General features: G+C 51.9%; 16 protein-coding genes. 6 read left to right on the forward strand and 10 right to left on the reverse strand.

The annotated features are described in order from the left end of the window. Positions 1 to 215: 215 nt before the first annotated feature. Together LX98_RS05745 and LX98_RS05750 are read right to left on the reverse strand one after the other, a co-directional pair. A complete protein-coding gene (locus tag LX98_RS05745) occupies positions 216 to 1,199 on the reverse strand; it encodes a hypothetical protein (RefSeq protein WP_496427986.1) in 984 nt (327 codons plus the stop codon). A gap of 26 nt (positions 1,200 to 1,225) precedes the next feature. After that, positions 1,226 to 2,032: a hypothetical protein gene (locus tag LX98_RS05750; RefSeq protein ID WP_496427987.1), complete on the reverse strand. Its 807-nt coding sequence runs from the start codon at positions 2,030 to 2,032 to the stop codon at positions 1,226 to 1,228. Between the two features lie 915 nt (positions 2,033 to 2,947). Between LX98_RS05750 and LX98_RS05755 the strand changes: the two genes are divergently transcribed. Beyond that, complete coding sequence (locus tag LX98_RS05755) at positions 2,948 to 4,009, forward strand: hypothetical protein (RefSeq protein WP_496427988.1); 1,062 nt, start codon at positions 2,948 to 2,950, stop codon at positions 4,007 to 4,009. 257 nt (positions 4,010 to 4,266) lie between these two features. Here the strand turns inward: LX98_RS05755 and hrpB are convergent, their stop codons facing one another. Beyond that, entirely contained in the window at positions 4,267 to 6,789 is a 2,523-nt protein-coding gene (hrpB, locus tag LX98_RS05760; RefSeq protein ID WP_496427989.1) for an ATP-dependent helicase HrpB, read from the reverse strand. Positions 6,790 to 7,009: 220 nt separating this feature from the next. Between hrpB and LX98_RS05765 the strand changes: the two genes are divergently transcribed. After that, the gene (locus LX98_RS05765; RefSeq protein ID WP_496427990.1) at positions 7,010 to 8,080 is read left to right on the forward strand and encodes a cytochrome c peroxidase; all 1,071 of its coding nucleotides are present in this window, start codon (positions 7,010 to 7,012) and stop codon (positions 8,078 to 8,080) included. 26 nt (positions 8,081 to 8,106) lie between these two features. Continuing rightward, positions 8,107 to 8,340, forward strand: coding sequence for a hypothetical protein (locus LX98_RS05770; RefSeq protein ID WP_496427991.1), 234 nt, complete (start codon positions 8,107 to 8,109; stop codon positions 8,338 to 8,340). Between the two features lie 185 nt (positions 8,341 to 8,525). Here the strand turns inward: LX98_RS05770 and dapF are convergent, their stop codons facing one another. After that, a complete protein-coding gene (gene dapF / locus LX98_RS05775; RefSeq protein ID WP_496427992.1) occupies positions 8,526 to 9,395 on the reverse strand; it encodes a diaminopimelate epimerase in 870 nt (289 codons plus the stop codon). Positions 9,396 to 9,849: 454 nt separating this feature from the next. Continuing rightward, on the reverse strand, positions 9,850 to 11,688 hold the full coding sequence (gene typA / locus LX98_RS05780) for a translational GTPase TypA (protein ID WP_496427993.1): 1,839 nt from the start codon (positions 11,686 to 11,688) through the stop codon (positions 9,850 to 9,852). Between the two features lie 301 nt (positions 11,689 to 11,989). Between typA and LX98_RS05785 the strand changes: the two genes are divergently transcribed. After that, on the forward strand, positions 11,990 to 13,579 hold the full coding sequence (locus LX98_RS05785; protein WP_496427994.1) for a radical SAM protein: 1,590 nt from the start codon (positions 11,990 to 11,992) through the stop codon (positions 13,577 to 13,579). A gap of 302 nt (positions 13,580 to 13,881) precedes the next feature. Here LX98_RS05785 and LX98_RS05790 read toward each other — a convergent pair whose 3' ends face one another. From LX98_RS05790 to LX98_RS05810, 5 genes are all read right to left on the reverse strand, one after another. Then, the gene (locus LX98_RS05790) at positions 13,882 to 14,478 is read right to left on the reverse strand and encodes a class GN sortase (RefSeq protein WP_496427995.1); all 597 of its coding nucleotides are present in this window, start codon (positions 14,476 to 14,478) and stop codon (positions 13,882 to 13,884) included. After that, positions 14,448 to 16,565 (reverse strand): marine proteobacterial sortase target protein, encoded by a 2,118-nt coding sequence (locus tag LX98_RS05795; protein ID WP_496427996.1) that lies wholly within the window; start codon positions 16,563 to 16,565, stop codon positions 14,448 to 14,450. The genes LX98_RS05790 and LX98_RS05795 overlap by 31 nt, the downstream gene beginning before the upstream one ends. A gap of 100 nt (positions 16,566 to 16,665) precedes the next feature. Continuing rightward, complete coding sequence (locus tag LX98_RS05800; protein ID WP_496427997.1) at positions 16,666 to 17,535, reverse strand: OmpA family protein; 870 nt, start codon at positions 17,533 to 17,535, stop codon at positions 16,666 to 16,668. A gap of 395 nt (positions 17,536 to 17,930) precedes the next feature. Continuing rightward, on the reverse strand, positions 17,931 to 18,128 hold the full coding sequence (locus LX98_RS05805; protein WP_496427998.1) for a hypothetical protein: 198 nt from the start codon (positions 18,126 to 18,128) through the stop codon (positions 17,931 to 17,933). A gap of 508 nt (positions 18,129 to 18,636) precedes the next feature. After that, positions 18,637 to 18,900, reverse strand: a complete 264-nt coding sequence (locus LX98_RS05810) for a CopG family antitoxin (RefSeq protein WP_496427999.1) — start codon at positions 18,898 to 18,900, stop codon at positions 18,637 to 18,639. A gap of 286 nt (positions 18,901 to 19,186) precedes the next feature. Between LX98_RS05810 and LX98_RS05815 the strand changes: the two genes are divergently transcribed. Together LX98_RS05815 and LX98_RS05820 are read left to right on the forward strand one after the other, a co-directional pair. After that, positions 19,187 to 19,468 carry a type II toxin-antitoxin system Phd/YefM family antitoxin gene (locus tag LX98_RS05815; protein ID WP_496428000.1) on the forward strand — a complete coding sequence of 94 codons (282 nt, stop codon included), beginning with the start codon at positions 19,187 to 19,189 and terminating at the stop codon, positions 19,466 to 19,468. Further along, the gene (locus LX98_RS05820) at positions 19,469 to 19,768 is read left to right on the forward strand and encodes a type II toxin-antitoxin system RelE/ParE family toxin (protein ID WP_496428001.1); all 300 of its coding nucleotides are present in this window, start codon (positions 19,469 to 19,471) and stop codon (positions 19,766 to 19,768) included. The last annotated feature ends 55 nt before the right edge of the window (positions 19,769 to 19,823 follow it).

The raw sequence follows: 19,823 nt of genomic DNA on the forward strand, positions 1-19,823 counted from the left end.
CAATCGACAGTGCAGGGAAAACCTCTTGTCGAGAGTTTGGCACTGCTCATGCTTTTCCTCCTTGCGGAATTCGGAATGCTCAGGCCGGATCAGCGGGGCCAGGCTGAGTAAGCGATGGTCCTGCCCGCCATGGAGCCTATTCCCAGTGAAGCTACAGGTGAAAGAAATCACGAATTTTCACTGGCAGGGTCTTGCTGGGCCTGCCTCAAGTTGTGTTAGGGAGTTTCTTGGTGAACCTGGAGAAGTGGCCCCATCCAGTAACGCATCGGTCGATCCCCTTCCGCTGCCTTATGAGGAAGATGGGCCACATACCAAAAGACCACATTGGTCTCTTGGACGCTTTCATCACTTTTAAATTCCAAATCTCCACGTGCACCGAATGGCCAGCCGGCATCTTCATCACGGTAAAATTTTCGAATCGAGACATCACGATCTGAAAACTTCTTCGATTCCCCATCAAATGGACCTGGAATAACCCAGACACCCTGCCCGCTGGGGTAATCGCGCACAAACCAAACGCGATCCTGGCTGTTGGTGCCGGGCTTCTTGTCATCCTCCTCTACCAAATATTTTTCCCACCCCGGTCCCCAACCGTTGTCCTTTACAGAATTCCTGTTCAGGACAAAGACCTGATCCTGATCGGATCCGCCGATATCAAAGTCCAGCCGCCAGTAGGCATGGTGTTCATGGTCGGTATTACAAGAGAGATTCCAGCTCTGAACGCTTGGATACAGGCGACCGTCTTCGCTCAGATACCAGGCCTGATACAGATGGTATTGACCAATTTTGGCATACACACCTAATTCCAACCACTTGACGCCTTGGATGGTATGTTCGGCCTGACAGAGCTTTTTCCCATCGCAGTTAGGATTTTTTTTGAGGCGCTGTGGGCTGATCCTGTCCTCGAATGGTCCGCATCGGCCACTGGATCGCCCTAGGCCAAACCAACTGAAGGGATGCCAAGCCGGCCACTCCCGAACATACTTGACCCTGATCACCGGCAAATCCGCTTTACCTAAAATCTGGTTGCCTTGATAGGACACATTGCGCAGCCCCAAGCCAGCGGCATCTTTCATCTCAAGGTGTAAGGCCCACGGACCCCAGGTAAATGGTTTGGATTCCCAGTCGGCCAAAGCGGGGCTGACAATCAAAGCACTGGTCAAAGCGACACCCGCGAGTAAATATCGATATGATGCCATGCGACGTGCTCCTTGTTTGGGAATAGTCATTGGGGTCCTGCCTCCTTGCCTGCGTCTAAGACGGTCTGAGAAGTGAGGTCAACTCGTGCAAAGTAGAGGGCCAAGCTCTCCGGCGTTTCAGAAAATGTGACCCAAAATACCCGGTCTCCGAACCCCGCTTCGTCGCTCACCCAGAAATACCGGTATTCTTCAGGGGAAGTCAGAATGGCATGTCCGTGCAGATGCTGAACTTCCTGTGCAATTCGTTGATCTACTCTGGCCAGCTCAATGGCTGTGGTGATTTCTTCTTCACCTTCTTCGGGCTGGTAGCCTTCACGCGGATCCTGCTGGACAGAAGACATTCGGTCATTTTCCAGGCACACATGCAGGGCCACATTGTGGGTGTAACTGTAGTAGGTTAACCGATATGCGGAGGCATCGGAAGCCGATGCCCGTTCGGTCGTTCGAGAGTTAGCCGTGTCGTCTCCCTGCAGGGTAACCAGGCATTGGTCGGCAGGGACTTCCTCGGTATTAATAAAGGCAAAACGATCGCCCAATTGGGTCTTCACGTCCGGATCCCGTTCTGCTGTGGCACGTAAGGCAGGCTGGTTGGATTCGACAATGATAATTTCCGGTCCCGGACCGGATAAGGTCGTGTGGGACATGGAATCGACGGGGCGTCGTGGACCTCCTTCCGCTGGCATTTCCAATGGTAATTCAATCAGAGGAGGGGGATGGAAGGGCAGGGGTTTTTGGGGGATCTTTGTGAGTTCCACGCTGGAGCATCCCAGAAAAAAACTGCCCAGGACCCAACCCGCCGTCACCAGAATATGAGAAGTGAATTTTGAATGCATAAGGCCGGCTCCTTAGGTCGAAAATGAAAAGGCCTATAGATGGAATGATTTATCAAGCATACCTTAAAAATTCTCCATAAGAATAGCAAGAGAGTCTGGATGTTCCCCCTAACGATGGAAAGGGAAATGTTCGAAATTGTGAAGTAGTGTGTCCATGGGCATAATATGTGGTGAAAAGTTTTCCTCGTACGAAGGACTGCAAGGAAAACGTGAAATGAGCATACCAATGAACTGGTATGTGTGATGCGCGTTTTTCTAAATAGATTTTTAAGGATTTGCGCAGACAGTCCAGGCCAACGAGTTTCAGAACTTGGATAGTTTACCAAAAAAATAAGTGGTCCCTGAAGAACATACATGGCTATCTTTGAATGAAGTTGTACCTAGGATCCTACGGAATGCCGGCTCACAGGAGAGTCTTTGCGGGCATGGAGGAGGCACCGGTGGGAGGGCTTCAAAACATAGGAAGAGAAGTTGGCCTTTTGGATCAATGTTGATAATGTTATAGCTGGTAGAATCGTGTTGAATCATGATCGTTCAAAAGCATCATTAATGGCCACGTGATTGTTGGCTTTGCTGGGGACAGTGATTGTAAGCACCATGCTTTCCGGATCCCGGGTCTTCGCCAAAGGCAACTTTTGGGTATTTACCTCACGAACAATCACGCTATCATCATTAGATCACGTTACCGAAATTCTGTAATGTCGGTAGGCTAAAACTATTTTTTGTATTAACCAAAAACCAAGAAAAGATTCGACAATGACATCTCGTCTGACTCATCCTACCTTCCTATGGTTCTCTCTGATTCTCTTAACCTTTTTAGGCTTTTTTCTCGTCGACGTCGGATTGTATTTTTTGATACCTCCCCAATGGGTCCAGTTTGCTCCAGATTACCGGTCCCACCCCAAGGACCCGCGTTTGAGCGGACTGAGGGGGGGGCCACGTTATTATTATCAGGCCGACCCTCTTCTTGGTTTTGATATTACCCCTCTTGCTAGGGGAACCCAGCCGATACCGGACGGGGTGGAATTTGAAATATTTGCCAATGAACTTGGGTGTTTCGATAGAAACAGTCTGGAGGATTTCTCTACTAGCAAAGAAGGCTATGTTTATTTCGCTGGGGACTCATTTACTTGGGGTTTTGGCCGTTACGAAGACAAATTTGCGACAGTCTGGGAAAATAACACCGGAATGTTAACAGCCAAATGTGGAGTGGGCCATACAGGGACAATACACCAATTTGGTAAATTCAAAAAGATTATTGAAACAATTGGGCGTCAGCCGACTATCGTGTTTGTTGGTTTTTTTGCTAATGATATTATCAATGATTTCACCTTTCCACATTCGATAGTCGTCGATGGTTTTCTCATCGATACGGTTTATGAAATGGGAAAGGAGCAGATCATTCGTATACCCGATGAAGATCGGGTTCGTGAGATTTCCCCGAAAATTAGGGCAATTGATGAACATACTTTTCAAGACCCCGAAGAATCAAAATCCTTATGGAGGAAAACAAAGAGTTTTTTGTTACGGCATTCATTGTTGACGAATATTTCAAATGCCCTATTCAAAAAAATGCTTCTGGCAACAGGAATTCGTTCTCCCGACAAACCAAAAAAAAGAAGTATTTATAGGTTGTTTGAGGATTCAGAAGTTTTGACCCAATTTTCTCTTTCCCCTTTTGCGGAGAAAACCAAAAAAGCGATTACGGTTTGGGGCGAAGATGCGAAATTGAAAGGATATCACTTGATTTTTTTATTAATCCCACCAAGAAGTGATTTCAATAATGCCGAGATCTTTAATCAGGTGAAAGAATTTCTTCGTGGCCAAAAGATCGACTTTATTGACTTCGCTCCCATCTTTAAAGAAAGGGGTTGGAGAAGAGAAGATCTCTACTGGCAAATTGACCAACATTTGAATGACGAGGGAAATCGCAGAATGGGCCTGGAGCTCTCACGGCTGAATAATGGAAAGATGTAGTTGCCTATCGGGAAAATTGTCATTGTCACGTCTTTGGAAAAACCATTGGCATCTGGATGAGTAAGCATAACCCTGCCCGGAAGTAATGACTGAATATGTTCTATTCTTGGGGAGCCACCCCTCTTCGCTGGAACACAAGTTGTTGATGCCCCCAAAACTCGAAGGACATGGCTGGATCGTTTTGGATGAATCCATGCTCACCCTCTATATGGAGTTAGATGAAGATCCAGACGGCTTAAATCACAGGCCCTTTTGAATTATTGCTTTTTAATGCCGCGAGTGGGAGGGGCCTGAAGAGGGTCATCGGGCCAGAAGTGTTTGGGGTAGCGGCCCTTCATTTCCTTTCTCACTTGCGTGTAACCGGTTTTCCAAAAACTTGTGAGGTCCTGGGTGACCTGAACGGGGCGTCTGGCCGGAGAGAGCAGATGAATGAGGACAGGGATCCTCCCGTTGACCAGGCGGGGCGTGTCGCATTGTCCGAATAATTCCTGAAGACGGACAGCCAGAACGGGAATCTCTCCTGAGAGATAATCCAAGGGAATGTGCGATCCTGTCGGCACAGTGAGATGGGTGGGCGCCAGCGTGTCGAGTGTGCGCCGTTGTTCAGGAGAAAGGAGCGCCTGAAGCGGCCAGGCAAGATCGACCCGTTTCAGCTGGTTGATGCTGGAGAGATTGATGAGAAAAGGCCCAAGCCACTGGTCCAATCTCTCAAGGAGTGTGTCGTCCGAGACATCCGGCCAAGCGGATCCCGGTTCCGTGGCCCGGCGCAGGAATTGGACGCGCGCCTGCCAGTTTCTGAGTGTGGGGTTCCAGGGCAAACAGGAGAGGCCTGTGTTTCGAAGGCCGTCGAGGAGCGCGGTCAACACCAAGTCAGGATCCGGATGCGGAAGGCGGCTTTCCTCCAGAATGAGTTCTCCGAGTCGTCGTTGCCGGATGGATCTGACCGCTTGCGCCGAGCCATCCCACATCACAGAATCCGTTGACTGTATGAAATCCCCGCAGTGAGAGATCAGATCTTCGACTGAAATCGGGGCAGCCATATAGATGAGTGCCGTTGCCGGGGCACCGTTAAGGTCTGCGATCACGAGCCATTCTTCATGTTCTAACGGATCCGGGTGATGGAATCTTGCACTTCGCCCATTGGCCAACCGGTATCGTCTGGCCTCATCTGATTGTCGTTGTGCAATCCGGTCGGGGTAGGCCAGCGCCAGGAGTACACCCATCTGATCAATCTGTTGTTTGGGAACATGGCGAGGAACGGTGATGTGCAGTGTCCGTTGCCACGACTGAGAGACCTGCCGAATGCGTTGGATGGTTCCCTTATCCGGAGCCCCGCTGTTTCTCTGAACATGGGCCCCGCCATAGAGCATATCAAATCGGGTGCGAAGATCGGCATGTTCTCGTGCGATTGATCCTTTGAACAGGTTTCGTTCGCTTAGGGCTGCGGCAAGATCGCACGCCAAGGCTCCCGTCCCCAGCGTCTTTCCCTTCAGGACCATATGCGCGAGTCGCGGGTGCATGGGGAGGTCGGCCATCGCCCGGCCATGATCGGTGATGTGGCCATGGGTATCACATGCGCCAAGGGAGTGAAGGAGCTGTCGTGCCTGGGCGATGGCGCCGGAAGGAGGAGGGTCAAGCCAGAGTAATTCCTGGTGATCGTGATTTCCCCATTGAGACAACTCCAACACGAGCGAGGTGAGATCCGCATCAAGAATTTCCGGTGTGGTTCGGGGGGTGAGGGTACGCTGCTCGGCCTCAGACCAGAACCGAATACACAGGCCGGGTTCCAGCCGTCCCGCCCGCCCGCGACGTTGTTCTGCCGATTGTTGGGAAACCGTGAGGGTAGCCAACCGGCTCATACCACTGCGTGAATCAAAACGTGGTACGCGCATGAGCCCGGTATCGATGACGAGACGAATACCTTCGATGGTGAGACTGGATTCGGCAATATTAGTGGATAGGACCACTTTGCGCCATCCGGCAGGCGGTGGAAGAATAGCCTGGTCCTGGGCCTGAGCGGATAGATCCCCATAGAGCGGAGCGATGCGCGTATGTGGGCCAAGAGGAAGGTCTGCCAGGAGTCGTTCCACTTGGCGGATTTCTCCCGCACCTGGAAGAAACACCAGGAGGTTGCCCTGTTCGGTCTTCAGCAGATGATGAATGGTGTGGGCCACCTGCATGGCAAAATTTTTCCCATCCGGCTTTCCGACGTAGCGGGTTTCGACGGGAAACATCCTGCCCTCGCAGGTGATCACTGGAGCCTGTCTCAATTGTTGCGAAATGGCCGCACTGTCAAGTGTGGCCGACATGATCAACAGCCGAAGGTCCTCTCGAAATACCTTCTGGGATTCCAGACATAGGGCCAGACCCAGATCGGCTTGCAGGCTGCGTTCATGGAATTCATCAAAGATGATCAGGCCATAGTTCTGTAATGAAGGATCGTGTTGAAGTATTCTTGTGAGAATGCCTTCGGTTACCACTTCCAGTTTTGTGTTCGGGCTGATTTTGGTATCCAACCGTGTTCGATATCCAACGGTGGTGCCAACGGTTTCCCCCAGAAGATCGGACATACGGCGCGCGGCCGCACGCGCGGCCAACCGTCGTGGCTCCAGCATAATGATGGTTTTTGGAATCAACCACGGTTCTTGGAGAAGGGCCAGCGGGATCTGGGTCGTTTTCCCGGCACCCGGCTGAGCGGTGAGAAGGACGATTGGGTGTTGCCTGAGGGTCTGCTGTAGTTGTGGAACTACCGCATCAATGGGATACGTGTGTGTCTTCATGCAAAATAAATGTGAGGTGGAATGGCGAATCAGAGGTTCTTAGCAAGGCCCCCATGTTGGATAGGAACTTACCTGAAAAAATCAGGTAGGAGCATCTCTCTTTAGTATAGATGAAGCAATTGTCTTTTTATTTTGCTGACATTCAGGGTACACTAAAGTTTTGGATAATGGGTTTTGGTCCTCGGGAACGGCATCAAACTGATCAGGAGGGAAAGACGGAATGAAACCAGCATTCAAAAGGGAACTGACCACAGTACTTTGCACAATCCTGGTAGGACTGAGTCTCACTTCCACTGGAATAGGGAGTGAAACGAGTCCTGGTTCAGAAGTGGAAGTGATCACGGTGGATGGTCATACGGTTCCCGACATTGGTCCATTGCCGACTGTTGTTCCACAGCCTCCCGGCAACCTCAATTACGCGGCAAAACTTTCTCTTGGAAAACGGCTGTATTTTGATGGACGGTTATCCAAAAACAATGCCATCTCTTGTGCGTTTTGTCATAACCCTGTTGCGGGATTTGCTGATCCCAACCAAACCTCGGTGGGCGTTGGAGGGCTGCGGGGCGGCCGGCAATCGCCTACAGTATACAACACCGCCTTTAATCCCTTCCAATTTTGGGATGGTCGAGCCGGCTCTTTGGAAGAACAGGCCATCGGTCCTATTCATAATCCCGTTGAAATGGCTGAGACCCATGAACGTGTCGTTCCCAAAATTGCAAAGATAAAGGGCTATCAGGAAGAGTTTCAGAAAGTATTCGGAACCGGAGTGAGTTTGCAGGGAATCGCCGAAGCGATAGCTGCCTATGAACGGACCATCATCTCCACCAATTCGGTCTTCGATAAGTTTATCGTAGGTGACCAACAAGCGATGGGAGAAGATGCCCAACGTGGAATGGCCCTATTTAAAGGAAAAGGCCGGTGCATCCTCTGTCACAACGGTTCCAATTTTACGGATAATCGGTTTCACAACCTCGGCGTGCCGCAAGTGGGACCGATGGAAGAAGATTTGGGGCGGTATTATGTGACTCTTCGAGAGCGCGATAAGGGAGCATTCAAAACTCCAACTCTTCGAAGCATTATGGAATCTGCCCCGTATATGCATGACGGGGCTTTTAAAACATTAGAGGAGGTGATCGACTTTTTTGATAAAGGCGGGAATGCAAATCCTCAGTTGAGTCCGTTGATGAAACCACTGGGATTGGCGCCGCAAGAGAAAGCCGATCTAATTGCGTTTCTGAAAGCATTGACCGGCGAACCGATTCCGTTTGAGTTTCCAAAGTTACCAGAGTAACCCCGCCTATAGAGGAGAGCAGGTGAATGCGCGTTTCCGGGTTGATATCGCGATGGGCTGTATCATGTTGTCGGAGGGAACTGGTGTTTGCGGATGACCCCACAGGCAAAGCAGAGCAGGGGAAAAGTGGGTATGGGACCTATGTCTATTGCCTGAATGGCCACACGGGGCAAAAGGTAGGGGAGATGGGTCCGGTGGAAGATAGTCTCAGGTTTAGGCCCGCTGTCCTCGCCTCGGAGACGGTGCAGAAAAAATCGTAGAAAAAATTGGTAATGATTTTCGAGATGGAAAGTCTGGGACCTGAATGCCCTTCTGGAAAAAAGATTTCATTGTAGGGGCATAAACGGAATGTCTTGGTCTTTCTGTGAGAGTTGGGGAGATCATCCCAGCAGGATGAAGAATCAAATTCAAAAGCGAGCCGAGGAGTGGAGAATTGATATCTATTTTAACGCAGGCCGTCTATGAAGGCTTGACTGATCTCCCCTCTGGCGACCTCGGTGACGGGCCCTTTCATTGTGATGTTGTACTGAGGATCAACGGTAATATCCAATGTTCCTCCAGGCGCCTTTACACACACGGGGCTTTTCACTAATCCTAACCGTACTCCGGCACAAGCCGCCGCACAGGCGGAGGAGCCCGAGGCCTGTGTTTCTCCCGCACCCCGTTCCCAGATCAAAATAGAAATGGTCCGAGGCCCGGTTGGAACGGCCAGTTGGACATTAGTTCGTTTGGGAAAAATGATATGGTTTTCCAGTTCCGGCCCGATTTCAAGAAGGTCCTGGCGGGTCCATTGTTCTTCCTGTTTCTTATACACCACGCAATGCGGGTTTCCGACACTGACCCCGGTAAACCGGAGAGACTGGCCTGCGGCTTTAACCGGCTGTTGAATTAATTCAGGCACCCGTAATGTGCAGGGGAGAGAAATGGGTTGAAACGAGGCTCGTCCCATATCGACTGTGGCCCCATTCACGTATCCATGGCCGTTAAGTTCCAAATGGATCTCAACCAATCCGCCCTTGGTTTCTACAGTAAAGTGTTTTTTCCTCGTATGCTTGGTGTGGTACAGATAGCAGCCGAAAATCCGCAGTCCATTACCGGATTTCTCGGCTTCACTCCCGTCCGGGTTGTATATGCGCAGTCCAAAGTCCGCTTTTTTCGAAGGCCCGAGCGCTAGAATGCCGTCACTTCCCACTCCCCAATGCCGGTCACAGAGAGCCCGGATGGTTCGCGGTGTTAATTTAAAAGACATTTTGGCTGGGTCGAGAGCAATATAGTCATTGCCCAGGCCATGTCCTTTGAAGAAATTGTTGTTCATGCCTGCTCCACAATGGTATGGACTGCTATCGGGCGATAGGCCTTGCCGGCAAGGCTTTTTCCCGGCTGGACGGTAGGCCTGAATTATACGTAAAAATGATGAAAGAGGAAAGTGCTGAAGAAGGGAAAACGCCTAAGAGGTCAAAATCTTATGGCAACTAGGGCGGAGAGTTGCCTGATAGCCATTTGGACCGGTTAATTTGGGAATAAGAGGGAGGTCACCAGAGTGATTTTCCAGTCTATTGTGAGCCATTTTTCCGAAGGATTATTGGGAAAGGCCTGAGAGGAAAATGCCATTGACGAATTCTGTTCAGAGGATATTTGTGCAAGGCGAACAGTAATTTTTTTCACAAGGCATGTGGGTTGATCAGGAGAGAATGGCCATGGGCCTCGCCGTCTCGGTTAGGTGATGGCAAGGCCCAAAAATCAACTTAAAAATTGGAAGAAGGCAAGAGTCATTGAGCCTTCTTGGACAGGTTGCGAGCGGAGCGGCGCTCGTTGTCGGTGAGGTAGCGTTTTCGCAGCCGCACATTTTTGGGAGTCACTTCGACCAGTTCATCATCTTCAATGAATTCCAAGGCGAATTCCAGGGTCATTTCCCGTGGCGGAATGAGGTGAATGGCTTCATCGGTTCCAGAGGCCCGAATATTGGTAAGTTTTTTCTCGCGAATGGCATTCACCACCAGGTCATTGCCTTTGTTGTTGACCCCGACCAGCATGCCCTCATAAATGTCGTCCCCAGGATGGAGGAAAATTTCTCCACGATCTTGAAGTCCCCAGAGGCCATAGGCTACGGCTTGTCCAGGACCATGAGAAATGAGGACGCCAGCCGAACGATGAGGAATCTCTCCTTTAAAGGGTTGGTATTCATGGAAAATTTGTGACATGACACCGCTGCCCCTGGTCATCCTCAATAATTCACTGCGAAATCCCAAAAGGGCACGTGACGCAATGTGGAATTCCATGCGGACGGTCCCGACCGCACTGATCCGCAGGTCTTTCATTTCAGCCTTGCGGCCGCCGAGCGCTTCGATGACCGCACCCTGATAACCGGGATCCACCTCAATGACCACAAGTTCGACGGGTTCCAGAATTTCGCCATCCATTTCTTTGTAAATGACCTTCGGTGGGGATACTTCTAATTCAAAACCTTCCCGACGCATGGTTTCGATTAAAATGGACAGATGAAGTTCGCCGCGTCCTGAGACCGTAAATCGCTCGCCACCATCGGCCTCTTCTACTTTAATGCCCACATTCATCATGGCTTCGTGAGCCAGGCGTTCACGAATGTGTCGTGAGGTGAGAAAGCGCCCTCCATCTTTTCCAGCTAAAGGGCTGGTATTATGAGAGAAGTTCATGGAAATCGTCGGTTCATCAACGTTGACGGTCGGTAAGGCTGTCGGGTTTTGAGGAGAGGCTAAGGTTTCTCCCACCCGAACGTCCTGATGGCCGGCCAGGGAAATAATGTCTCCGGCTTGAGCGTAATCGGTTTCGATCCGGGTGAGCCCCTGATAGGCCAACAGTTTGGTGACCTTGCCGCGGGAAATGGTGCCATCCCGTTTAACGGCCACGATCTGATTGCCGACTTCAATCATCCCATGGACAATCCGTCCCACTGCCACACGACCGATGTAGGAGTCATATTCCAACATCGTCACGAGCATTTGAAACGGTTGCTCCGGATCAGCCACGGGAGGCAGGACCCGATGAATGATCGTGTCTAATAAGGGTTTCATGTCAACCGCGGGATCACTCATGTCCAGCGTGGACTTTCCTTCTTTTCCGGATGCATACACAATGGGAAAATCCAACTGTTCGTCGGTTGCGTTCAGTTCACAAAACAAATCAAAGGTTTGATTCACGATTTCTTCCGGACGGGCACTGGGGCGGTCGATTTTGTTAATCACGACGATGGGTTTCAGATGCAGTTCCAACGATTTTTTCAGGACGAACTTGGTTTGAGGCATCGGACCATCAAAGGCATCCACGAGCAAGAGCACGCCGTCCACCATGCGTAGAATTCGCTCGACTTCACTCCCAAAGTCGGCATGGCCAGGCGTATCGACGAGATTGATGCGGGTATCTTTATAGAGGAGGGAAGCATTTTTCGAAAAAATGGTAATGCCACGCTCTTTTTCCAATGGATTCGAATCCATAATGACGGCTTCGCCTTCTTTGAATACATGCGCGCCGGTTTGCCTGAGCAGGGCATCTACTAACGTTGTTTTGCCATGATCGACGTGAGCGATGATGGCGACATTGCGAAGGTCTTTTCGGCGTTTTTGATTCGGCATGACAGTCGGTTCCTTTGTTGGGCACAACCAGACGAAGCACGAACGACATTGTTCTATGCTGAGGTTGCGTATCGAGGCCGGTCTGAGGAGATTTGGGCTACGGCACCGGCCAGAACAGCCGGAGAATGGCTTGGATCCTGCAAGACGGTCGATTCTTTCAAAACCGTACAGGAAGATCGGTCTTAATGCAACTGGTTGTCCTTGACCTCATCCAGGATTTCCTCTACGGTAAGTCAGCTTCAGGAGATTCCCCTTTCCCCTCCAGCAGGATTTTCTGTTCTCCCACCTTAGGAGGTTGTCTATGCGCCCACGTCGGGTGACGATATTGGATCTGGTCACCAAAGGTCCCACCAATTCTCTCTATGCCAGAGTGATGAATCAAAATCTGGCGAGCATCATGCCGCAGGTCGTCGGGGTGTGGTGTGAAGAATTGGGTCATCAAGTGCGTTTTGTGTGTTACACCGGGCGCGAAGATCTCCAACAGGAATTATTGGACGAAACCGATATTGTGTTCATCGGGGCCTTTACCCGATCGGCGCTGACAGCCTATGCCATCAGTCAGATGTTTCGAACTCGCGGGGCCGTGACGGTTTTGGGCGGGCCTCATGCGCGGAGCTATCCGCAGGATGCGGCCAAATATTTCGACTATGTAGTGGGCTTTACCGACAAGACTCTCATTCAGGATATACTGGCGGATTGTGCGCAGCATCGTCCTCTGGGAGTTCAGCTCGCAGCAGCCCGGCAACCGACCGCATTGCCTGGAGCGAAGGAGCGGTGGAAATTTATTGAGCCGACCATCGCCAAGGCGCCCACGTCATTTAAAGTGGTGCCGATGATCGGCAGCATGGGGTGCCCGTATACCTGCGGGTTTTGTGTGGACGCCAATGTCGACTATCAGCCTTTGTCGTTTGATCAGATCAGCGAGGATCTCAAATTTCTGCGGACAAAGGTGAAGCGACCGATTGTGGCCTGGCACGACCCGAATTTCGGCGTGCGGTTTCAGGAATATATGAATGCCATTGAAACGGCGATTCCACCCGATAGTATCGACTTCATTGCAGAAAGTACCCTGTCGCTCCTGGCCGAACCCCACCTGAAACGATTAAAGCAAAATGGATTCAAGGCAATTTTGCCGGGGATTGAGTCGTGGTATGACATGGGCGATAAATCCCGGACCGGGCGCCATAGAGGACAAGAAAAAGTGAAGCAGGTGGCCGATCATATCAATTTGATACTCCGCTATATCCCTTATGTTCAGGTGAATTTTGTGTTGGGCCTGGATTCCGACCAGGGTCCTGAACCGTTTGACCTCACCAAACAATTTTTAGATTTGGCTCCCGGAGCCTTTCCCGCCTTTTCCCTGCTGACGGCATTTGGCCAGGCAGCCCCCTTTAATCGGGAATTGCAACGGGACGGACGGGTGCTGCCCTTTCCTTTTCATTTTCTGGATAACAACCATGCGATGAATGTGCGTCCCAAACATTATGCCTGGCCGGAATTTTATGATCATGTCGTGGATCTGTCCCGGCATGCCTTTTCCTGGCCGATGATTGCCAGGCGGATAATGCTGAATCGTGGCTGGATTCCCACATGGTTTAATTTCATCCGGTCGGTGTCGAGTGAAGGGTTCGGCCGGATTAAATACCATACGAAGATCCGGGGATTACTGGATACGAATGTGTCGGTCCGCAACTTTCTGGAAGGGGAAACATTGGAATTGCCGAAGTTTTACGCGAGAAAAATTCGTGGAAAACTCGGCCCATTATACGATCTGCTTCCGGAAGGGGCCACGATGCATGATCATCATGCGTACCTCAATTCCTATCAGGAACCGGTTCCTCCTCTTGTCCCCTTAACCCCACTCTCCAAGGTAGGAAGTGCGGCCGTGTAAGAACGAGGCATGACCGTTGTTTCGAGTCCTCTGTTTCCGTTTTTTTGCGTATATCGGTTTTTCCCATTTTCATCTCCTTGCAAATCCATGAAGCGACCATCCTAACGCTTTAACATTCTCTGTTCATATAATATCTTGATACGATGGTGATCCCGGAACTGACAACAAAGGTGCGGCGGTCAAGGTGCCGCCGCCACTTATTGTTCTCAGCGTCCTGCTTCTGGCCTATGCTCTCAACTACCTGCATCTCCTGCTAAGAGAATTACCCACCTATTCTCCTACACGACTGTTATTCTCCACCGCTAGAATTTTTCTGCTCTCACCACATACCTGAGCGGCCCGCCAGGGACGATCGCATCAAAGGGATAACAGGTCGTCAAGATCAATGCGTCTGAATCCGCATGATTGGCAAGGCGGGTGTGCCGGCTATCCACTATCATGAGTTCCTGAACGAAATAGGACGTTCGATTCCCTGTCGGCCCTTCCACATCGATGAGATCGTCTTTCTGAAGATATTGTAAGAACTGAAAATGCGTATCGCGATGTCCGCTTATCATGATGGCACCGGGTTCATCCGCCTGCACTCTTCCGGAAAGTTGCCCAGGCCCGAAGGCTAACGATCGTCCGCTGGCATCGGCCAGGATAATCTGGTCGATGCCGTGTCGCGGAACGAGTAATCGCCCAACAGGCCAGGTATCCGCCCAGGGCCAGGGTTTGACAGGTTGTTGTGTGTTAAGTGTCTGTGCCCACGCCTGTTGCAAGAGCCATTGGGCGGCAATGGCCTTCATGGGAATCCACAGCCCCTGTCCGATCAACCAGCCTCCCAGGACCAACAACACGCACGCCAACACCCGACCCGTATGGGGTGTCACATCCGTGCGGATGGTTGTCGCGTCCATACCCATACCATCCAAATCATGAAAATTCCTACCAGAAAATAGAGCGCGGACGGTGTGGCGGTTTGCGGCCAACCATAGATTGCCTCGTACTGCATACCATGCGGAAGGTTGGCTTTCATGGCATGGGAGTGGAGCGGGCGATGTTCAGGACGAGCAGGGGTGGTTTCTACGGCCACCAGACTCGTGTAACGACTCACCAAATGATGTCGAAGGGCGACATCGATGACGGCCTGTCGGAGTTCGGTTTGCTGTTCGGATTGATCAGGTGGGGGCGATGAAGCCTGGTGATCCATGAGTTGGGATATTTTTTGTCTGGCCCAATGGACCGCAATGCCCGACCGGGAAAGCCCGGCCGCCAACGGCAGTACTTTTTTCCATGGAACGGTTCCGTGCGTGCCGGAAAATGTCAGATGGGTGGGAGGGGTTGTTGTTCGAAATGCTGCCATCAGCGGTTCCCCTGCATACACATCCGGCAGTGGAGCCGGAAGGAGATCCCATGCTGCATCGGTGGAACCTTCCAGCGCAAGATTGAGAAATGCGGGTTGTTCGAGTTTGACAAACAGGCGATGCATCGTCTCTTGCACCTCTTGCGCGGTGCCGATGTAGGTAAAAGTGCCCCGGCCGTGTTGAGCGGCCTTTCGCATGAAATGTCCGTTGGGCGCGGAGCCGATGCCGACGGTAAACAAGCGGGTCTGGCCGAGGAGACGGTGAAGGGTCGCAAAGAATTCCTCTTCATTGCCGATCAGCCCGTCCGTGATAAAGATTACTTGCCTGAGAGAGGTCTGTTCTTCTTTTTGATGGGACAATGCTTGAACCACAGCCGGAAGCATTTCCGTCCCGCCCTCAGCTTGAAGGCTGTTCACATACGAACGCGCGCGTTGAATTGCGCGGGTGTCAGCCGGCACGGTTAGTGGAAATAAGTTTTTCGTGATGGAATTGAACTGAATGATGTTGAATCGGTCCTTGGGAGTCAGCCGGGACACGGCCAGTTTCAGTGCGGCTTTGGCTTGCACGAGCGATGCGCCGGCCATGGAACCCGAGGTGTCGATCACAAAGATGACTTCACGCGGTATGTCACCCGGCCCGGCTTCGTTAATTTGCGGCGGTAGGAAAAACACCAGACCGTAGGTCTCGCCGTCCTGTTCTTCCAGAAACAGTTGGGTTTGGGCTTCATGCGAAGCTTGCGGAGTCCAGGCCAATTCGAAATCGCGATCGGCAAACGTGGATGGGTCGGCCAAGGTAATATGTAGGCGTCCGTTGGAATGGGTTTCAACCCGAATGGGGTGAGTGGGGGACTCCACGCGATCAAGTAAAAAGCCGGGTGCCAGATCGATCTGCAAGGTGAGGGAATTGATGGGATCTTTCCCGGGATGTTGTACCGGCGGCGTGATCCGTGACGCATCGGGAACCTGATCGGTATTGACGGCCCATCCCACGCCGGTCATATGGGATTGCGCTTCGACCATAGATAGGGGAGTGCCGGGAATATAGCGTGGCCCGACCACCATCGGAAACCGGAGAGAAAACCGGCCCTGGTCGTACCGGACAGAATCCTGATATTCAATCTCCACGATGATGGGTTCACCCGGCGCAAGATTTGCGACGGACGCGGTAAACACATTGGGGCGTTCCTGCTCCAGCAGACTGGCGCGCTGTCCCTTGCGCTTGGCCTGTTCAAATGTTTTCTTGGCTTCGGCCCGTTCTTGAATGATCCCTTCAATCACCCGCTCGCCGATCCGCATGCGCAGGTGATCGACGGCCGCCTGCTCGGGTAACGGAAAGACATAGATGCCCTCGGCCCATTCGGCGCTGGGATTGTGAAAGGTTTGCGAGACGGTGGTGCGGACGATCAGCCCGCTGATGGTCGTGGTGACATGGGTGGAGACGTTGGGGGCGGGGAGAATGGGTCCTCCCGACACGGGGCGAATCGACAAGCCATGTGGTATGTCCGGTCCGGCCTGTTGAGAGGGTGCTGTGACGTCAAGTTCCAGTGGTTGAGCGGACACGGGAGGAAGGCCCAGGCAATCCACCACACTGCCGGTGAGCCAAAATGCAAGAGGCAGAAGAAGTTGCTTCCAGAAATTCATACCGGCTCCTTTATCGTCATGAAAGGTGATGGCTAAAACTGTCCGACAGGGCGGGCCCGGGCCGACCCACAGCAGGGTGAGCCAACCCGGGGTGCGAGTCTTAGGGAAGGGATTCGACAGTGAGGAGTGGATCGGAAGAGACCGATTCCACTTGAACTTCCTCCTGGAAGGAGACTTCAGTGTCCGAAGAGACGATGGGTGATTCGTCAGTGGTCAGACCCAGTTCTTCACCGGCCGGGCTGTCCGTGTCGGCGGGAGCCAATGACAGTTGGAGATCTTTTCCTTCTGATGGTGAAGCAGGAAGTAACGTCACATGTGCCCGCCGGTTTTGTTCAAAACATTCCGGCGTTTCTTCCTGACAGATCGATCCGTCTTTTCCCAACGTGTCCACCTGGACGTCATCCTCAGCCACGCCAAGAGACATTAAAAAGGTTTTAACGGACTGCGCTCGCTTGAGCCCCAAGGCACGGTTGTAGGCATCCGAGCCTTTAGCGTCGGTATGTCCCACGATGCGGAGGGTGCCGCTCCATCCCTCCGGCCTGTTCTCCATTCGGGTTTTGAGGCTGTCCTTTGCCTCATCGGACAAGGTCGACTCGTTAAACGCAAAATAGACATCCGTCTCTGCCATCGGCTGGTTTTCACCCGGCCCGGTGGCAGGGATGATCGTATTGTTTACCGGCTCTTCAGCTAAGGCCTGGCTCAATGCCAGGGGTTCTTCAGAAGCGGGTTGCCCTTCGGAAGAGGTAAACGCACTCGCCATTTGCGCCTTATCCATTCCCTGAGAAGCGGTCGCAGGCAGGGGTGTTTCCTCGGAATACATCAAGAGGCCGCCTATCCCCAAGACCAGGATGAGTAAGCCGGAAGCGAGGTAGATAATTTCCTTGGTATCCGATGGACCGGCTTCGGTCGCAGGGGTTGGGGGCTCCGTGTGATGTTGGGATGTAGTTGGCTGAGAAATTTTCACGTTCATGGCTGTCTCCTTGTGAAGTCGTTAAGTTGTCGTTGGCATTTCCGGTCGTCTTGTTTTGCGAACTCATTTAAAATTCCGCCCTTTAGTACCTGTGAATGTTCACCTCCTTTCCGGTTGCAAATGCGATTGTTGAAACCGTCCTATCGCAAGGGGCTTGCCATGACGACGAATTGGAAAAGTTATTGAAAAACAGTGGTTTATGCGTGGCGTGGGGTTGGTCGGTTTGCGGGGATTGCGGGGACCACTGAGTGGATGCGGGGATATCCCCGCATCGTCGGCCAAGAAGAATCAACCGGAAGCTTCAACCCTTGGTCATAGCTACGGTCTTAAGAGGGCAATCTTTTCTTTGCAGATTCCCCGCCTTTGTAAGGCGGGGTTAGGGGAGGTAGAGTCTTTTAATTATTTTTCTCTTTGTTCGTCAGCCTTGCAGTTTCGGAAGGTTTGCCGGGTTTCGCCCCGGCGGTCGACCCACTTTTGTTCCGGCAAAAGTTGGCAAAACCATTGACGCCCCGTCTGGCCTCATGCAGGGGACGGACGCCAGTCTTAGGAGGGCGGACCAACTCGCTCCGCTCAAACAAGGCCCGCCAACTCATGAGAGCGTCCTACCGTGGCCAGCCGGCAGGCGTCGGACCAGGGGGGAAAACCTCAATTGTTAAATTTTCGTCATAACGGAAGAGTTGGGGTCGGCGTGATGTTCTGTGTTGCCGGGTTTCGCCCCGGCAGCCGACCCACTTTTGTTTCGGCAAAAGTGGGCAAAACCATTGACGCCCCGCCCTCATCAGATTGATCCGACGCGAAGGGGGAAGAGGCGGGCTAACTCGCGGGGCTCACACAAGCCCGCCAAGAAGAAGAGCGTCCGATCATGCGGACGGGCGGCAGGCGTCGGAGAAGGGGGGAAACCTCAATCGTTAACTCATCTGTTTACCTGCAGGGTTGGAGTCGGCTTGATGCTCCATGTTGCCGTGGTTCGTCCAGGCGGACGAAGTCCTTTTCTTTCGGCAAATGGGCGTGCAGAAGTCAGCAGAGGGTGTAGTAGGTGGTGAAAACGAGCCGGATTCGGTCTGGAGACCTCACCCCACCGAAAAACCGAGCGGACCGTTGTTAGCGAGTTTTAACATCTTCCGACAGCCAGGTTTTGATAAGGGATTGGTAGGGCACATCGCGCTTGTTCGCCTCAATTTTTATACGATCCAGCAGTCCCTCGGGAAGCCGGAGCGAAATGGTTTTTGTTGACAGCTTCAGATTTGGGAAAGAGGCAGTCTGAGCCTTATCCCAGTCTATATACTCACTGGAGTCATGACTTTCCCAGAACGCACGTTCTTCAGTTTCGCTTTTAAACTCAGGAATTTTTTTTCGATTGTTCATATTTGGTCCTCTCTTGGCGGTGCATGTCACGCGCTGAAATGATCCGCATTAACATACCGGCAGTACTCGATCGTACAGTAAAGGTCAGGTGAAGCTGACGCTTGTTGTCGGTTGTCCCTAGCGCATGATAGCGCGGGCGGCGGTTAAGAAAAAGAGTGGTGTGGAATCGAGGGAACTTTTCGTGGTCTTTAAGTCTTGTTTGGGTTTTTTTCAGGCCTTCTACCTTGTCATCGGGGCAGGCCTCTGCTAATCTACATACAAGTGCCATACATATGGAGGAATCATTATGAGCGTCAACAATCTGTTGCGAAAAGCCAAACCTGTCAATGTGCGGGAAGCACAAGCTCAATTGTCGAAGTTGATTAAGTCAAAGTCTCCCTCCATGGTGCTCTCGCATGGCAAACCGGTATCGTTCCTCGTGCCCTATGAAGATATGCTTGATCTTGTCGAAACGCTCGACGAACTAAAGGACAAAAAAATTCTTGGGGAAATCGAGCAAGCCCGGAAAGACTATGCGCAGGGGAAAGCCGTACCTGCCGAGCGCCTCTTTAAAAATATGGGCGTCTAGATGGCCTATGAAGTCGTCTTTCCCAGTGAACGGGTGGAGCGCCTCTTTCAAAAAGTCTTAGAAAAAATTCCTGCCGACTACCAAATAACCATCATCGCCGCCATTCGATCTCTCGGGACCAACCCCCGTCCCCAGGGTAAACGCACAAAGAAGTTAACGGGAGAGCTGATTGTGTCACGGTTTGTGGCTGAGTATCGGCTGCGGGTAGGTCCGTATCGGATCTTGTATGATATCGACGACCAACACAAAAAAGTCGTCCTCCTCAAGCTCGCCAAGCGCGATGAACAAACCTACAACTGACATCCAACCACTAAATGCAATGCGGGGTTTCGTCCCGCGCGACGAGCCACTTTTG

Source organism: Nitrospira marina (assembly GCF_059568365.1).

What these genes read in the sequence shown, in the direction of transcription:
- LX98_RS05745 (WP_496427986.1), bottom strand. Translation starts at nt 1,199, where the DNA reads ATGGCATCATATCGATATTTACTCGCGGGTGTCGCTTTGACCAGTGCT.
- LX98_RS05750 (WP_496427987.1), bottom strand. Translation starts at nt 2,032, where the DNA reads ATGCATTCAAAATTCACTTCTCATATTCTGGTGACGGCGGGTTGGGTC.
- hrpB (WP_496427989.1), bottom strand. Translation starts at nt 6,789, where the DNA reads ATGAAGACACACACGTATCCCATTGATGCGGTAGTTCCACAACTACAG.
- LX98_RS05765 (WP_496427990.1), top strand. Translation starts at nt 7,010, where the DNA reads ATGAAACCAGCATTCAAAAGGGAACTGACCACAGTACTTTGCACAATC.
- LX98_RS05770 (WP_496427991.1), top strand. Translation starts at nt 8,107, where the DNA reads ATGCGCGTTTCCGGGTTGATATCGCGATGGGCTGTATCATGTTGTCGG.
- dapF (WP_496427992.1), bottom strand. Translation starts at nt 9,395, where the DNA reads ATGAACAACAATTTCTTCAAAGGACATGGCCTGGGCAATGACTATATT.
- typA (WP_496427993.1), bottom strand. Translation starts at nt 11,688, where the DNA reads ATGCCGAATCAAAAACGCCGAAAAGACCTTCGCAATGTCGCCATCATC.
- LX98_RS05785 (WP_496427994.1), top strand. Translation starts at nt 11,990, where the DNA reads ATGCGCCCACGTCGGGTGACGATATTGGATCTGGTCACCAAAGGTCCC.
- LX98_RS05790 (WP_496427995.1), bottom strand. Translation starts at nt 14,478, where the DNA reads ATGGACGCGACAACCATCCGCACGGATGTGACACCCCATACGGGTCGG.
- LX98_RS05795 (WP_496427996.1), bottom strand. Translation starts at nt 16,565, where the DNA reads ATGAATTTCTGGAAGCAACTTCTTCTGCCTCTTGCATTTTGGCTCACC.
- LX98_RS05800 (WP_496427997.1), bottom strand. Translation starts at nt 17,535, where the DNA reads ATGAACGTGAAAATTTCTCAGCCAACTACATCCCAACATCACACGGAG.
- LX98_RS05805 (WP_496427998.1), bottom strand. Translation starts at nt 18,128, where the DNA reads ATGAGTTGGCGGGCCTTGTTTGAGCGGAGCGAGTTGGTCCGCCCTCCT.
- LX98_RS05810 (WP_496427999.1), bottom strand. Translation starts at nt 18,900, where the DNA reads ATGAACAATCGAAAAAAAATTCCTGAGTTTAAAAGCGAAACTGAAGAA.
- LX98_RS05815 (WP_496428000.1), top strand. Translation starts at nt 19,187, where the DNA reads ATGAGCGTCAACAATCTGTTGCGAAAAGCCAAACCTGTCAATGTGCGG.
- LX98_RS05820 (WP_496428001.1), top strand. Translation starts at nt 19,469, where the DNA reads ATGGCCTATGAAGTCGTCTTTCCCAGTGAACGGGTGGAGCGCCTCTTT.